This window comes from Paenibacillus sp. FSL H7-0323, from assembly GCF_038002725.1.
Classification (GTDB): domain Bacteria; phylum Bacillota; class Bacilli; order Paenibacillales; family Paenibacillaceae; genus Paenibacillus_AQ; species Paenibacillus_AQ odorifer.
Genome location: NZ_JBBODB010000001.1, coordinates 2,928,326 through 2,944,222, shown reverse-complemented (window position 1 = coordinate 2,944,222; position 15,897 = coordinate 2,928,326). Strand labels below are relative to the sequence as shown.

Here is a 15,897-nt window from a genome sequence, read left to right as displayed (position 1 = left end):
TCTCTAAGAAAGGAGTAAAATATGGAAGACAACCGTAAATTAGTGGAGGAACAAATCATCGAAAGCTATAAGCGTGAGGAAGAGATGATGATCCTTGTATTCGCCCAGTGGTGCGTGAATCAAGGACTCGACCCGCACAGTTTGTATTTACAGGCGTATCCACAGCAAGAAGGGAATGAAGCCTTGCGAAAAGCGCTTGCCCTAACGGTTTCTGCGGAGGAAGCAGGGGATATTTCTGATGACACAGTTCTGGGCGTACTCTCCTTATTCGGAAATGATGACTTGGCGCAAATCGTGACAGAAGCGATCTCTAAAAGGGAATCTAAAGCACATACAGGGGATTGACAACGAGGATATAATGATAATGTCAGATGAACTTTTTTTAGTAAACGATGTTCATCAGGGATGAAATGTGTTAATATTATATATACTAACTAATAGTAAGTTTCGCTAGTGAGAGGTGAGAACAATGGAAGAACATCAAATTTCGATGTGTCCCAGATTTGAGACAGCCTTCTCTTTCTTAGGCAAACGTTGGAATGGACTTATTATTCAGACATTGATGAGTGGACCGAAGCGGTTTAAAGATATTTCCGGCCTCATTCCTTCAATGAGCGATAAGATGCTGTCCGAGCGGATGAAGGATTTGGAAGGTGAGGGTATTCTGGTTAGACATGTATACCCGGAAACACCTGTGCGTATTGAATATGAACTAACAGACAAAGGCCGTGCGCTGGAGCCTGTTATGCAGCAGATTCAGTCTTGGGCTGAGAGCTGGGTAGAGTAGAAATCAAAGTCGTGTTGTGGCCCTTTTTCCTGAAGAACGGAGGAGGGCTTTTCAATTTTTAAATAAAAACCTTGCACAGATCGAAAAAATCTGTAATATAATAGAAAAAACGTTGTATGTTCCTTGCGTGGAAACGCTTGCAATATTGGTTTTTGCTCAAATCTACTCAGCTGGAGTACAGGCATAGCAAAACTATTAGGAGGCGAGGGAGATGAAGACCACCCTGTTTTCCCGGGAAATAACGTATGGAAAAAAGGATGTTGCTGAGCTGGAGAACGCTTCGATCAAAGTACAGCTCATCTATGACAAGACGTTGTTCATGCTGCATAGCCATCTTCCAGATTCCTTATGGGATGCGTGGATTGGCGTGCCTTACAGCATTATCTCTTCACTCTACAAAGGCAACAATGATAGCGGGACTATTTTTCAAAAATGGATTCAAAGTCCTTCTGGCTGGAAATGTATCGGCTGTGAACGGCATTGCCTGGAGTCGACGGAACCTCTTCAAGAAGTGAATGTGGCGAGTAATCAACGACAATATAAGTTCCATAATGGCATTCGCCAAAGCATGGTGCTACAAGCCCTAATTTGGTCCATGTACGAGAATACCGTATTATTCAAACCCTTTTTAGGGGATGAGCCCTTTTTTGATGAAGATGATTTGCATACGATATCCTCTTATTTCGTGCCAACTTACCTTAATGATCTACGTCTTCTGGAGCAGTCTAAGCCTTGTAAAGAGTACAAAGATCAGAATATACAGATTTATCAGGAATGGATATCCGCCCCTGACCTTGTCCTCAAATGGAACGGAGGCCTAACAGAAGGCAGATGGATGACTGGTGTTTATATGGATCACTCCCGCTTTGCTGGCTTAGGACCTTATTTGAAGGACGCAAAGGGTAAGCGAACGTATATGCAGGCTTATGTTCAATAGAAGATACAGATTTTAGTGTCAGGTCGATTGTGGAGATTTATCTCCATGATTGACCTGTTTTTGTTATCTGCTATTTTCAGGGCAGTAATTAGAATTAAAAAATTAAAAGAAAGGATTTAAAGTAAAATAATGGGAAGTTAAGCCGATATATAGGTTAGATATGCGCTCCTTTTACTTAAGTATTTAAAGATAAAATAGTACATAAAGATCTGGAATGATGAGTCGAAGAGTGTAGCACATTGGATGGTCTAAGTGTAAGAACTGGAGGTCATGAATGGCATCTAACAAAATGGTATTCAAAGAAGACGAAGTTGAACGACTGCAGACAAAAATTAGACAGGTTAGCCAGGACACCAATCGGTTGTACTTGCAACTGAAAGGTCAAATAAATAATTGGGATGGTATCCCGCTGGGATCAAACCAGATAAAAGCCCAAGTGCTTATCAACGAATTGACGGTAGAGGCTGAGAAGCTTGAAGATATTATTCGTTCAGCTGTAAAGGGTGTTCAAGGTGTTCAGGATCAGAATAAACGCCAGATGAATCAACTCTTTCAGCAGTTTGGCGCTTTAGGAAGTATGTTCGGAAGGCTAGGAGGAGACAGCGCAATTGGGCAGTTTTCGATCCCACCAGCAGCTCAGAAGGCGGTCACGAATCTGATCACCTCGATTGCTGCTCTAATGGGAAAGGATGAGCTGGATAGCGATCCTATGGTGAAGAAGCTTCAAACAACTGTTAAGAATTCGGGACTGGGAACGATTGATTCCATTGCCGCACAAAGCAAGCTGAAGGATATCTACCAGGCACGGAATCAAATCGCAAAGGCACAGACCGCCTATGAGGTGTATCAGGCGTTTGGAAATCGGACGCAAATGGATGCAATGCATAAGCTGGCGGATGACGCACGTAAGAAGCTGGAATCCTTGGGTATAGGCGAAGTCCAGTACCAGTTGGGTAAGAATTTAAGCGCTAATTTTAAGAGGCCAGCGGTACAGGCGTGTGATTATGATCCATCGATCACGACGTCTAATGTGCCCCTACTCCAAAATGAAGAATACCTCTTACTACTGCGAATGGCGTTGCAAAAGGAAGGTGTTGGGGAGCAGGCCAAGAGTCAATTGGCAGGGAAGCGGCTGGAAATCGAACAAGCAGAGAATCAACTAAAGGGCAAATCAGCCTTTGATTTTAGTGAATATGATAAAAAGTTAATGGGGAATACGTGGGTCCTCAGTAAAAACGGTGTGACAGATCAAAAAGCAGCCCAAGCGAGCATCGCCTATCAGGAAGCTATTAGAAATGGAGATATCCAGCTAGAGCGAGAAGAACCAGGTGTGGATATCATACTGGAACAGACGATAGCGGCAACAGAAGGTTATAATTATTTCACAGGAGAAAAGATATCGAAATTACAGGCGTATTCCATTATTATTAGTGGTATACTCTATAATTTCCAAGGAATTAGCGTTAGCCGTGGGGGGCTGAATAAGAACTTAAAGCTGCCTAAAGGTTCGGTGAAAATTCCTAAGCAAACTGTTAAAACACCCGTGATAGAACTACCGGAAGTTAAGGTTCAACCAAGTGACATACACGTGAAGGCGGTTGAGGGGACTGGAAATGTTAAACCTGTTCAACAAATCAATAATAGGTTTCCAAATGATATTCAAACTGGAAAAGAGTTTTCTTTCAATATCGAAAATGGATACTTGAAAAATAACAGTGGTCTTTCCGAGGTTGATTTTGTTGTAGACATGAATGGCAAACTTCATATTGGGAGAGGGCATTCCTTTTTGGCAAATGGGGAGTCTGTTCAAGCGGCAGGAAAGCTAAAACTTAATAATCAGGGACAGGTCCGAAGCATATCTAACTTATCCGGTCACTATACTCCTTCAATTGAGCAAGCAAAATTATTCTCACAAGTTCTTGAGCAAATAGGGGTGAAAACTAAAAATGCATGGCTTGAAATATACACCATAGAAACAACTCCTTCAGGTTACGTTAATACAAATGAACTTGTTAAGATTTCTAGTATTCAGATAAAGTAGGTGATGAACGTGGAAGAGATAAAACAGATGAATAAAGATATTTTTAAAGGGAATTTATTAAAAACTATTGAGGAAATATCAAGAAAGAAAGGATTGATTTTTACCGATTGTAAATTTGTTATAGAGCCTGTGAAAGAAAAAGACAAGCCGCTAAACGGTGCAGATGATATGATGAGGCTAAACATTTTAAGTGAAGAAAACATTGGGAATAAGCAATTAACGCTGGATAAAACTATAAATATACTTTGTGGACTAGAACCATTAGTACCAATATGGATAGATGTAATCTTCATTGAAATGAATGAAGACACGGCTATTTATAAGTTGCGGTGCAGTTTAAGGTTTAGAAAGCCGACTTTATTAAGAAATGCAGAAACTGGACACGCTCCTTTTAAGGCTGTAACAGAAGAAACTTTTTAAGTATTGCTCAAGCTTCTTCTTTTGGTGGGGCTACCCAGTGCCTAAGTAATCTATTATTCAGCCAATAACACATATAATACCTGTATAAAATTTCGTCATTTCGTTTGTACATACAATAATGCTTGGTAATTTTAACCTAAAGTACGCTAAAGCGTTATGTAAACAGGTTGATTGTGGTCAGAGATCACCATAATTGACCTTTTTCGTTCAACAAAGAGATACAATTTTCGTGAGTACAATCACAAGTCAAAACTCCTTTCAGGGTTAAGGTGAACAGGTGGAAAAGATTTTTTCAGAACCTGATCACATATCCTGAGGAGGAACTATTATGGAAACTAAACAACCTAATGATAGAATTTCGGATTTACAGCATAAGCAATCGGTGCAACCTGGATTTACTCCAGATGCCCTGGTAAAAGATATAGTGCTGCAATTCCCAAAAGCTGCGGATTATTTCAAGTCCAAACGGATTGATTTCTGCTGTGGAGGCGCCAAACCTCTTGCTGAAGCAGCGGTAGAGCGTGGACTAGATCAAGAGATGATCATTAGTGATCTCAACAAGCTGTTCGAGGAATATCCGGTACCTCAAGAAGAACTCGCATGGAATATAGCACCTTCTGCAGAGTTAATCGAGCATATCGTGAGTAAACATCACCATTACCTGCGGGAAGAGCTGCCCCTGATTAGCCAAAATGTAACTAAGGTATACCGGGTTCATGGCGGAGATTCCCCTCATTTAGAAGAGTTATATAGTTTGTTTAATGCACTCAAGGAAGATCTGCTTCAGCATACAGCTAAAGAAGAGGAAGACGAGTTTCCAAAATTATTAGCGTATGATGCCAATCCAAGTGAAGAAGGGCTGACCATACTTCGCGAGGCATTAATTGAACTCGAGAGTGAACATGACACAGCAGGCGATATATTGAGACAAATACGCAAAATAACAGCTGATTTCACCCCACCGGCTCATGCTTGTACAACCTATCGTTTGACTTATGCCCGGCTAGAGGAGCTGGAGAGCATGACTTTTGAACATGTTCATCTGGAGAATAATATATTGTTCCCTAGATTCCAGTAGAAAAAATGAGTTTTCATAGAGTCCCTTAGGGGACTTTTTTTATATTTGAGAACAAAGCTTATTTACGTTATTCTTAAATAGACAGTATGCATAACTTACTACAAGCCTGAGACGCTGTGTGGTCATTAGGCGGGACAAGGCGGTGTCACTATGCCCACGAAATATATGTGGAGGTTGTTACTAGGATTAGTCATCGTATTCATAATAGGTGGGTGTTCCACTCTTGCTGACATTAATAATGAAGGGAATAATGGCTTAGCAGGATCAGACGGACCTACGCTTTCGCTTATCGTTGCGGGAAATGACTTGCTTACCAACCCTTTGGACAAGCAGCTTAGCGAGAGCTACAGAAAAGGGATAACGATCTTTGACCTACTGAAAGGTAGTGGGAGGGCCACCTTTTCTGAGGATAACACAAGCATTCTAACGGTAAATAATATTTCACTCGGTCCAGGAATGAATTGGGAGCTGCAAATGGATGGGGAGACCATTGGACCTGAGGATTGGGGTCGAACAGTCGGGCATGAATCAAAATTAGTAATTACGGCGATGTCTAAGGAACAAGAGGAACCCCTTCAAATTGTGTTGTTGACCGTGAATGGTGGAAGTGAGCAAGTGAATTTGAATCATTCATATGTTATGGGATTTACTGAAGATTTAACAGTGAGAGGTTTGTTGAAGAACAGCAGTGTGGTGCAGTTGACCGAAGACAACAAAAAGGTGTTATCCATTGGTGATTATACTCCCCTTAGCAATGAAGTTTGGAAGATGAAGGTGAATGGGAAGCAGCTGCTTGAAAATGGAATGGACATGAAGCTTAGAGTGCAGGATGAATTGGAGATTTTATTGGCTATACGTTAAAAAAAAAGTACATAAATGCCAGATCAACGGTTGCTCAGAACCCGTGATCTGGCTTTTTTAATTGGAAGCTATAACCTAATAAACTTGTCTTATTTTTATGTGAAAACATTCACATTTAATGTGACTGTAATCACAATCTCTCTTAAATTTTGAAATGTATAATTCCATTATGTAGAAGAGAAGTTGAAGCAAAGTTCAACAAGAACGGATAAGACTGAGGAGGCACCTAACCATGGCAGCGAAGAGAGAAAAATTAGTATTAATAGGCAACGGTATGGCAGGCATAGGTACGCTAGAGCAGATATTGAAGCTAGGTGGAGCTTATGACATTACGGTCTTTGGAAGCGAACCTCATCCCAATTATAATCGGATCATGTTGTCCTATGTTCTCGAAGGTAGCAAAACCATCAACGATATCATCCTAAACGACTGGAATTGGTATGAAGATAACAACATTACCTTGCATACAGCAACAACAGTTACACGAATTGACGAGCATTCTAAGCAAGTAATTGCGGATAACGGTATGGCTGTTTCTTACGATAAAGTGATTATTGCAACGGGTTCGAATTCATTTATTTTACCTGTACCTGGTTGTGATAAGGAAGGCGTTGTGGGTTTCCGGGATATTGCAGATTGTGATGCAATGCTGGCTGCGGCTAAACAATACAACAAAGCGGCGGTAATCGGCGGGGGTTTACTTGGCTTGGAAGCGGCAAAGGGTCTTGTGAACCTTGGCATGGACGTTACTGTAGTGCATCTGATGGAAGATCTAATGGAGCGCCAGCTGGATCGTAATGCCTCCTCTATGTTGCAGGCTGAGCTAGAGCGTCAAGGCGTGAAATTTGCCATGGGCAAACAAACAGTAGAATTGACCGGGGAACAGAGAGTAAGTGGATTACAATTTAGTGATGGCACTTCACTTGCGGCTGATTTTGTAGTTATGGCTGTAGGCATCAAACCGAATATAACTGTGGCAAAAGAAAGCGGAATTGCTGTTAATCGTGGGATTGTAGTGGACGATTATCTGCAGACCTCTATGCAAAATGTATATTCCATTGGCGAATGTGCCGAACATCGCGGAGTTTGTTACGGATTAGTAGCTCCGCTATTCGAGCAGGGGATGGTTCTAGCTAAACATCTCTGCGGAAGCGATACAAACCCATATGAAGGTTCTGTTGTCTCCACCAAATTAAAAATTTCCGGAGTGGATGTATTTTCTGCAGGTGAGTTTATGGATTCTCCTGAACATGCTGTAATCTCAAGCAAAGATGAATGGAAGCGAACCTATAAGAAAATTCTGCTCAAAGACAATGTCATTGTTGGTGCAGTCCTGTTCGGGGATGTGACAGAGTCGGCTAACCTGCAAAAGTTAGTAAAACAAGGCGCTGTAATGACCGATGAAATTTATACAGAGGTTATGGGTACGGGCTGCTGCGGAAATGGAGCCAAAAAGAGCACATCCGTAGAAGCGATGGCGGACGAAGAAATCGTTTGTGGCTGTAACGGGGTTACGAAAAAAGCGATTGTGGATGCGGTCATAGAAAATGGTTTTACTACTGTGGACGAAATAAAAGCATGTACAGGAGCGACGCGCTCTTGCGGAGGTTGTAAACCGGTTGTAGAACAAATTTTACAATTTGTCCTGGGTGATAGTTTTGAGCAGTCTGCCAAGCAAGGAATTTGTAACTGCACAACGCTTAGCCGGGATGAGATTGTTGCTGAGATTACAGCTAAAGGTCTTAGTACTACTAAAGAGGTTATGCATGTACTGGGTTGGAAACAAGAGGAAGGCTGCTCTAAATGCCGTCCGGCGATTAACTATTATCTGGGGATGATAAATCCGGATACACATCAAGACGAGAAGGAATCACGCTTTGTTAATGAACGTATGGGAGCCAATATTCAGAAAGACGGAACCTATACCGTTATTCCACGCATGTATGGCGGGGTAACGACACCGGAGGATTTGAAGAAAATCGCCGATGTCTCCCTTAAATATGATGTAAAAGTTGTGAAGGTGACGGGTGGGCAACGCCTGGATCTAATCGGGGTGAAAAAAGAGGATCTGCCGAAAGTATGGGAAGAGCTCGATATGCCATCAGGTTATGGTTATGCCAAGTCGCTACGTACCGTTAAGACTTGTGTGGGTTCACAGTTCTGCCGTTTCGGCACACAGGATTCGCTGGGAATGGGCGCGCTCATAGAACGTAAGTATGAACGTCTTGATTTTCCTGCCAAGTTTAAAATAGCTGTCAACGGCTGCCCGCGTAACTGTGCGGAATCCTGTACGAAGGATATTGGCATCGTCGGTAATGATGGCGGTTGGGAAGTGTTTATCGGTGGTAACGGTGGGATCAAGCCACGGATCGCTGACTCCTTCTGCAAAATAAAGACCGATGAAGAGTTGATCGAAGTGTGCTCCGCTGTGATGCAATATTACCGTGAGACCGGCAATTATTTGGAGAGAACCTCCGAGTGGGTTGAGCGTATGGGACTTGAGCAGATTCAAATGGTCATTTTGAATAATGAAGATAACCGCAAAGAGCTGGCCGCACGGATTGACTTTGCTCTGACTCAGGTTACGGATCCTTGGAAAAAAATGCTCAATGACAGCAGCACTCGTACTGCGCTTTTTGAAGAAACAAGAGTCTAGCGGATATAACGCACACAGAAGGGGAGAGACCAATGAATAAGACCACACAAACGTATGCAATAGGATCAGTACAGGATTTCCTGCTGCAAATTGGCCGCGTAGTGATTGCTGGAAATGTTGAACTGGCTGTGTTCCGTGCCTCTGACGGAGCCATCTATGCAGTAGAGAATCGCAGTCCTCATCCTAAGGGGGGCCCGCTTGCTGAAGGGATCGTGTCAGGTCACTATCTGTACGATCCACTGTACGATTGGAAAATCGATCTGCGCACGGGTGAGGTGCAGGCACCAGACCAAGGTAGTGTGGTGACTTATCCAGTCACACTGGACGGAGAGAAAGTTACAGTGAGCGTGTAGACACCGAAGATTGTAGTAATAGATTTAATAGAAAACGGTGGGGTGGAGTATTATGTTTACGCAAAGTGTGGAGAGCATCGTAGAGACGGCAGTCAGTAAGCGGGACAAAATGAATGAAAGCTTGCCAAGATATTTTCTAGCAGCCCTATTGGCAGGTGCTTATGTAGGCATTGGGATTATCCTTATTTTCTCCCTAGGAGCACCGCTAGCGGCTGCCAAATCTCCTTTCCAACCGCTTATTATGGGCACATCCTTCGGCATCGCCCTGACGCTTGTAGTATTTGCAGGCTCAGAGCTGTTTACCGGGAATAATATGTTTTTTACTGTAAGTACACTGGCAGGCAGAACCAGTATCTGGGATACCGTTAAGAACTGGATTCTTGTATTCATCGGGAATGTGGTAGGTGCAGTGATTTTAGCACTTTTAATTCGTGGGACTGGGTTGTTCAGTGCTGCGCCGCCGGAGCATTTGATTTTTACAGCCGCTGCTAAAAAAATGAGTCTCCCGTTCTCTGAGCTGTTTTTTCGTGGGATCCTATGTAACTGGCTGGTCTGTTTAGCGCTATGGATGTCCTCACGCGCTAAAAGTGAATCTGCTAAGCTAATCTTAATCTGGTGGTGTCTGTTTGCCTTTATCGCAAGCGGATATGAGCATAGTGTGGCTAATATGACTCTGCTTAGTGTTGCTGTGTTGCTTCCAAATCATCCGGAAACCATTACGATAGCTGGATGGCTGCATAATATGATCCCTGTAACTTTGGGGAATATCATTGGTGGAGGCGTATTCGTCGGTATGGCCTATTGGGTGATCTCACCAGTGCGTGGTGCTCGCAACAACCGTTAAGATCCATTTTTAATTAACTATATTAGAGCTGAACCGATCTTGGGTTTAGCTCTTTTTTTGTTGAATATAAAAAAAAGACACCTGCATTAGGCGCCTTGGACCACTCTATTTTATATTATGCAGAATAATTGGGTCATGTATGTTTCATTGAGGTGAATAGAGGGTATATTATAACGGAATTAGATCCGGCAGATTTCGTTCGGACACAATTCGCAGTGGCAAATTTCTTGCAGCATGCCAAGGTCCTTGATGACAATCATACCGTTCTCATACTCAACAGCATCTTTTTTACGCAGGTCGCTCAGCATCCGGTTAACACTTTCACGAGTGGCACCGATCATGTTGGACAAATCTGTATGCGTAATTTTTTTGTTGATAAGGATATTCTCACCATCGCTGCTCTTCTCACCGTAGGTGTTGCCAAGACGAATGAGCGTGGAGCAGAGTGCACCTGGTTTGCCGTACATCATTAGATCACGGAATTTAGTTTGGGTGAGACGGTGATGAATACCCATCCATTTCATAAAGTCGATAGCAAAGTCACAATGTTGGCAGATGAGAATTTCTAGATCTTTTTGTTCGATGACGCCAACTTCACTTTCTTCAATCACTTCGGCTGTAAAGCTATGCTTAGTGCTGAAGAATGGATCTGCTTGACCTACCATATCACCAGCTTGATACATATAAAGAATGAGTTCTTTACCTTCATCAGTAGATTTAGTTAATTTCACACGTCCACGTTTGATATAAAACAATTTATCCGAGTAGTCGCCTTCCCAGAATAGATGTGAACCCTCTGGAACTATGCGCTCTTTCATTGTAACTAGAAGTCTGTTGAAATTCTGTTCGGAGAAACAGTTTGTATTTCCGTGGGCTTCGATAACATTGTAATGTTCTTTTAGCATAATCGACATCCCCTTTATTCCCTCAGTTTTTCAGTAAATTTTAAATTAATTATACCTTGAAAATCCCTCGAATTGGTTATAAAAAATCGTTTAAAAGTGTCGAATTTTCAACATTGTGATAAATTTCACTTCTAAAGTGTTCGATGTAATATTCTTTTTAACTAAAAAAGAGTAAGTGATCTCACGTTTATGATATATGAACAGCGGCTATCCATTATTCTCAAATACTGGGTTAATCGCTGTTTTTTTGCGTCCCCGTTAGATTGTAACATATAACACAGTTGAAATTCATGTTCAAGAAATTAGTTTTATCTCAACTCCGTATAAATGCACACATCTTCATTACGGTCGGACATTGGCTGTACTGCTATGCAGCGATATCCTGAAATTGGAGCAAAAATCAGGAGAAGGAGAAATCATATATGGCAAAAGTAGCAGACAAATATCTTAAGGTTGATCCGTGGGCAATTATTGAAGAGGGCTTTGATCCAGAAAGAAATCGGACTTCGGAATCTATTTTTTCATTGGGTAATGAATATATGGGTGTAAGGGGATATGCAGAGGAAGGGTATTCAGGTGACACCCTGCAAGGAAGTTATTTTAATGGATTAAATGAACAATTGGATATTGGCAATCACTACAAAGGGATTATTCGCTCGCTGAGATATATGGTGAATGCGGTGGACTGGCTGTATACACGTCTATCTGTAGATGGTGAACAGCTTGATTTAGCAAAAAGTAACGTAACGGATTATGTGCGTAGGTTGGATCTTCGTAAGGGTACGTATCGGAGAGAGCTAGTCTGGCATCTAAACGATGGCAAGTCGCTAAAAGTAGTCTTTACACGTCTGGTCAGCATGACTATGTCTCATTTGGGGTTGCAGCGGGTGGAATTTGAACCCCTTAATTTCTCGGGGAGCGTGGACATTTGTGCAGGTCTTGATTTCGGCATTATTCATGAAGAACGCGGCGAATGTATGTGGAACAGTCTCCGCAGCGGAGTAAGTGGAGCGTCCTCTGCTATTATGGCGAGTACCGTGAATACTGGGAACAAGCTGTTCTCAAGCTTTACCTTACAATCCTCGCAGCCGTTGCAGCTTACTGCTGTCGAGAGTGATAAGTTTGTTGGTCAAAATTTCACCCTGGACCTTACGAAAGGAGAAGTCTCCTATTTTACCAAACTGGTTATGAACTATTCGGATAGTGATTCTGCCCATACAGCTGAAGAGCTGTGGAGCAAAGGTCTGTCTCTTGCTGAAACCGCAAGCCAATTGACGGATACTCAAATAATCGCTGATCAGACAGCTTATTGGAAGGGCATCTGGGAGACAAGTGATATCCGAATTGAGGGCGATCCTGAGAATCAACAGGGTATTCGTTTCTGTATCTTCCAGCTTTATCAGACCTATCATGGCGATCATCCCGGTTTTAATATTGGTGCCAAAGGGCTGACGGGGGAAGTATATCGTGGGTTGGCTTTTTGGGATACAGAATCCTATTGCTTACCGTTCTATATGTTCAATAATCCAAAGGCTGCCCGGAGCTTATTGGAATTCAGATATAAAACATTGCCACAGGCTATGCAGCGCGCTAAAGAGGTGGATTGTGAGGGAGCTTGCTATCCTATTGCTACTATAGATGGAACAGAAAGCTGTGATCTCTGGCAGCACTCTAATCTTCAGCTTCATGTAGGGACTGCTGTTTCTTATGGCATTTGGCATTATGTCAAAAATACCGGTGATAAAAGCTTCCTGCATAGTAAAGGGGCTGAGATGCTGATTCAGATCAGCAGATTCTATGCTACACGTGGTCAATGGGGGCAACGCAGCGGGGAATATGGTTATTTTGGCGTAATGGGTCCTGATGAGTTCCAATTGATGGTCAATAACAACTGTTACATTAATCTGATGGCTCAACAATCTTTTGAATACACCCTAGAGACTCTTCGGGAGATGAAAGAACAGGCTCCTGCTGCTTTTGCAGCTGTGGTAGAGAAAACAGAACTTCATGACGAGGAACTCACCGATTGGGAAAATAAGGCGCAGCATATGCGGATTCCGGTTGACGAAGTGACAGGAGTTTATGAAGAGCATGATGGGTTCTTCGATATGCCACATATTGATATTCATTCGATTCCGGTAACAGAATTCCCATTATATTCGAACTGGTCATATGATCGTTTGTATCGCTATGACATGATTAAGCAGCCGGATGTACTTATGTTTATGTTCTTGTACAGCGGACAATTCTCTAAAGAAGCGAAGCTGGCGAACTACGAATACTACGAGCCTAGATGTATTCATGAGTCTTCGCTGTCACCTTCGATCCACTCCATTTTGGCAAGTGAAATCGGCAAACCCGAGGAAGCATATTCGTTTTTTGAATTTGCTACTCGACTGGATTTAGACAACTATAACCGCAATACCCGTGAAGGGCTGCATACTACCTCAATTGCTGCTGCTTGGATGAATATTGTTTACGGCTTTGGCGGAATGCGATCGGATGGAGCGCGTCTGTCCTTTCAGCCAACCCTGCCAGAACGCTGGGATGAATATAGCTTCCAAGTGTTGTATGAAGGAGTGCTTCTGAGAATTGTGGTCGACAAAAATTCCGTAACAATCACTGCGGTTAATGGTGGAAGTACCGAAATTATAGTGTACGGACAGTCGATTACAGTGGATGCTTCCGGAAAGACGCTTCCACTAGGTGAAGGGATGCTGGCAGGATGAACTGGATCGTAAAGGATAGTTGTTTTGATAAACAGCTTGTGACGACGAACGGTAACAAATATATGTTAGGCAACGGCTACATGGGATATCGCGGCACACTGGAGGAATTCAGTAAAACCGAGCTAGCAGCTGTCACCCTCGCAGGTCTATATGACAGAGCAGGAGACAAATGGAGAGAACCCGTTAATGCCCCTAATGGATTGTTGACCAAAATTTTCTGTAATGATCAGCTCTTAAGTGTGCTTGACCGTGAACCGGTCGCTCATACTCAGGAGTTAAATATCCGAAATGCCATTCATCATCGGAGCACTGAATTTGCTGTATCTGACGGAGGGACGTTGACGTTTACCGCAGATCGTTTCGTAAGCCAGGATAATCTTCACTTGCTCGTTAGTAAATACTCTATTCGCAGCACACAAGACTGTCGAGTAGCCATTGAGACGGGAATTGACGTAGATGTGTGGGATATCAATGGACCTCATCTCTACGGACAAACGGTGCAATTGAAGGACGAGGTGCTGATCTCTTCATCGGTTAGCGGAGAATTGAAGATTCCGGTGGTTGTGGCGGAGAGGGCGGTATTCAGTTTTGGTGAGGAGCTACTGGAAGATGGTGCTGCTGTTCGCCGGATTTCTTTTGATGCCCGTGCGGGTGAGACGTATGAATGGTTTAAGTATGTAGCAGTCTATACTGGACTTGATGCTGATCAGCCGGAGACGGAAGCTGTTAAATCTGTCCATGCTGCTGAGGCGCTGGGTTATGAGGCGTTATTTAAGTCTCACCGTCTGATATGGGATGAGAGATGGTCACACAGTGATGTAATCATCGAAGGTGATGAAGCTGCCCAATTTGCCTTGAGATATAGTATCTATCAGCTGTTAATCATTGCGCCTACAGTTTCGGAGAAGGTGTCTATTCCAGCCCGGGGATTATCGGGTCAGGTATATAAGGGAGCTGTATTTTGGGATACGGAAATGTTTATGTTGCCGTTTTTCCTGCACAGTGATCCTAAGGTAGCGCGGAACTTGATGATGTACCGGATTCATACATTGGATGGTGCTCGCCGTAAGGCAGCGGAATATGGATTTTTGGGCGCATTTTATGCTTGGGAAAGTCAGGATACGGGAGACGATGCCTGTACTTTGTTTAATGTGAATGATGTATTTACAGGCCGGCCGATGCGCACCTATTTCCGCGATAAGCAGGTTCATATCAGTGGTGACGTTGTGCATGGGATCTGGAAATATGTTCAATTCACAGGCGATGAAAGTCTGCTTACTAGTGGAGGAGCAGAGGTCATTTGGGAATGCGCTCGCTTTTTCTACTCTTACGCTTACTATAATTCGGTTAAACAGCGGTTTGAGATTCTGGATGTTACAGGTCCGGATGAATATCATGAGCGTGTGAACAATAATGCTTTTACGAATGCACTGGTTAAAGAGACGCTTGAGATTGCCTTGCGTACGGCAGCTTTGCTGCAAGAGAAGTATCCTGAGGATTACAGTCAATTGTCCGCTCAGTTTAGCTCAGGGCCATTCCTAGAGGAGTTCAAAACGATGCTGGATAGCTTTTATGTTCCACAGCCTGATCCTGCAAGTCTTGTTATTGAACAATTCGACCGGTACCTCACCTTGGAGGATGTAGAACTAACAGAACTGAAATCACGTGTGCTTAATAAAAATGAGTATTTTGGCGGCGGCAATGGCTTAGCTACCACCACAACCATACTTAAACAAGCAGACGTTGTGTTGATGCTGAATTTGTTCAAGCACTCCTTTAGCAAAGAAGTGAAACAAGCGAACTGGGAATTTTACGAACCGCGTACGGAACACGGATCAAGCTTAAGCCCTTGTATCTACGCTTTGGTAGCTGCTGATATTGGTTCACCGGATTGGGGCTATCCGTATTTTATGCGTACGGCTACCGTCGATCTCACCGGCGAATCTAAGCAATATGTAGGGGATCTCTACATCGGAGGGACTCATCCGGCTGCGAATGGTGGTGCTTGGATGGCGGCGGTTCTTGGCTTCGCTGGGTTGGACTACGATGGAGGGGTTGTGCACATCAATCCATCTCTGCCGCAACATTGGCAGTCCGTTCAGCTTCCGGTTACCCTGCGCGGCGACACCATCCAACTGCGGATCAGTAAGGATGAAGTCACTGTGATCACAGCTGCTGATTACAGTGGAGACTTGGTATTCTCGGTGCAAGGCGGAGAAGGCAAGTCCTGCTCTGCAGGTGAGATCCTTCGACTGGCCTTTGACGAAACGGGATTATAAATATTAA

Annotated in this window: 13 protein-coding genes; 12 read left to right on the top strand and 1 reads right to left on the bottom strand. The window is 43.2% G+C overall.

Features of this window, described 5'->3' with window-relative positions; translation table 11 throughout:
- Positions 1–21 precede the first annotated feature (21 nt).
- From MHH89_RS13430 to MHH89_RS13385, 10 genes are all read left to right on the top strand, one after another.
- On the top strand, positions 22–345 hold the full coding sequence (locus tag MHH89_RS13430) for a hypothetical protein (RefSeq protein ID WP_076184188.1): 324 nt from the start codon (positions 22–24) through the stop codon (positions 343–345).
- A 124-nt stretch (positions 346–469) separates the two neighbouring features.
- Complete coding sequence (locus MHH89_RS13425; RefSeq protein WP_036682958.1) at positions 470–787, top strand: winged helix-turn-helix transcriptional regulator; 318 nt, start codon at positions 470–472, stop codon at positions 785–787.
- A 211-nt stretch (positions 788–998) separates the two neighbouring features.
- A complete protein-coding gene (locus MHH89_RS13420) occupies positions 999–1,724 on the top strand; it encodes a hypothetical protein (protein WP_076130692.1) in 726 nt (241 codons plus the stop codon).
- Between the two features lie 274 nt (positions 1,725–1,998).
- Positions 1,999–3,765, top strand: a complete 1,767-nt coding sequence (locus tag MHH89_RS13415) for a hypothetical protein (RefSeq protein WP_340010854.1) — start codon at positions 1,999–2,001, stop codon at positions 3,763–3,765.
- A 27-nt stretch (positions 3,766–3,792) separates the two neighbouring features.
- A complete protein-coding gene (locus MHH89_RS13410) occupies positions 3,793–4,185 on the top strand; it encodes a hypothetical protein (protein WP_081387696.1) in 393 nt (130 codons plus the stop codon).
- Between the two features lie 382 nt (positions 4,186–4,567).
- Positions 4,568–5,263: an iron-sulfur cluster repair di-iron protein gene (gene ric, locus MHH89_RS13405; protein WP_341088810.1), complete on the top strand. Its 696-nt coding sequence runs from the start codon at positions 4,568–4,570 to the stop codon at positions 5,261–5,263.
- 150 nt (positions 5,264–5,413) lie between these two features.
- Entirely contained in the window at positions 5,414–6,124 is a 711-nt protein-coding gene (locus MHH89_RS13400; RefSeq protein ID WP_076308946.1) for a hypothetical protein, read from the top strand.
- A 232-nt stretch (positions 6,125–6,356) separates the two neighbouring features.
- Entirely contained in the window at positions 6,357–8,780 is a 2,424-nt protein-coding gene (gene nirB, locus MHH89_RS13395; RefSeq protein WP_341087280.1) for a nitrite reductase large subunit NirB, read from the top strand.
- Positions 8,781–8,812: 32 nt separating this feature from the next.
- On the top strand, positions 8,813–9,133 hold the full coding sequence (gene nirD, locus MHH89_RS13390; RefSeq protein ID WP_076130684.1) for a nitrite reductase small subunit NirD: 321 nt from the start codon (positions 8,813–8,815) through the stop codon (positions 9,131–9,133).
- 52 nt (positions 9,134–9,185) lie between these two features.
- Entirely contained in the window at positions 9,186–9,977 is a 792-nt protein-coding gene (locus MHH89_RS13385) for a formate/nitrite transporter family protein (RefSeq protein ID WP_076130683.1), read from the top strand.
- Between the two features lie 179 nt (positions 9,978–10,156).
- On the opposite strand, the gene MHH89_RS13380 is transcribed toward MHH89_RS13385, so the two are convergent.
- A complete protein-coding gene (locus MHH89_RS13380; RefSeq protein ID WP_036682945.1) occupies positions 10,157–10,882 on the bottom strand; it encodes a Crp/Fnr family transcriptional regulator in 726 nt (241 codons plus the stop codon).
- A gap of 422 nt (positions 10,883–11,304) precedes the next feature.
- Between MHH89_RS13380 and MHH89_RS13375 the strand changes: the two genes are divergently transcribed.
- On the top strand, positions 11,305–13,611 hold the full coding sequence (locus tag MHH89_RS13375; protein ID WP_076307449.1) for a glycoside hydrolase family 65 protein: 2,307 nt from the start codon (positions 11,305–11,307) through the stop codon (positions 13,609–13,611).
- On the top strand, positions 13,608–15,890 hold the full coding sequence (locus MHH89_RS13370) for a glycosyl hydrolase family 65 protein (protein WP_076280500.1): 2,283 nt from the start codon (positions 13,608–13,610) through the stop codon (positions 15,888–15,890). Before MHH89_RS13375 ends, MHH89_RS13370 begins: the two co-directional genes overlap by 4 nt.
- The last annotated feature ends 7 nt before the right edge of the window (positions 15,891–15,897 follow it).

Bases quoted from the DNA above. Each gene is read 5' to 3' on its own strand.
- MHH89_RS13410 (WP_081387696.1), top strand. From the start codon at position 3,793: ATGAATAAAGATATTTTTAAAGGGAATTTATTAAAAACTATTGAGGAA.
- MHH89_RS13425 (WP_036682958.1), top strand. From the start codon at position 470: ATGGAAGAACATCAAATTTCGATGTGTCCCAGATTTGAGACAGCCTTC.
- nirD (WP_076130684.1), top strand. From the start codon at position 8,813: ATGAATAAGACCACACAAACGTATGCAATAGGATCAGTACAGGATTTC.
- MHH89_RS13370 (WP_076280500.1), top strand. From the start codon at position 13,608: ATGAACTGGATCGTAAAGGATAGTTGTTTTGATAAACAGCTTGTGACG.
- MHH89_RS13430 (WP_076184188.1), top strand. From the start codon at position 22: ATGGAAGACAACCGTAAATTAGTGGAGGAACAAATCATCGAAAGCTAT.
- MHH89_RS13415 (WP_340010854.1), top strand. From the start codon at position 1,999: ATGGCATCTAACAAAATGGTATTCAAAGAAGACGAAGTTGAACGACTG.
- MHH89_RS13380 (WP_036682945.1), bottom strand. From the start codon at position 10,882: ATGCTAAAAGAACATTACAATGTTATCGAAGCCCACGGAAATACAAAC.
- MHH89_RS13400 (WP_076308946.1), top strand. From the start codon at position 5,414: ATGCCCACGAAATATATGTGGAGGTTGTTACTAGGATTAGTCATCGTA.
- MHH89_RS13375 (WP_076307449.1), top strand. From the start codon at position 11,305: ATGGCAAAAGTAGCAGACAAATATCTTAAGGTTGATCCGTGGGCAATT.
- MHH89_RS13385 (WP_076130683.1), top strand. From the start codon at position 9,186: ATGTTTACGCAAAGTGTGGAGAGCATCGTAGAGACGGCAGTCAGTAAG.
- nirB (WP_341087280.1), top strand. From the start codon at position 6,357: ATGGCAGCGAAGAGAGAAAAATTAGTATTAATAGGCAACGGTATGGCA.
- MHH89_RS13420 (WP_076130692.1), top strand. From the start codon at position 999: ATGAAGACCACCCTGTTTTCCCGGGAAATAACGTATGGAAAAAAGGAT.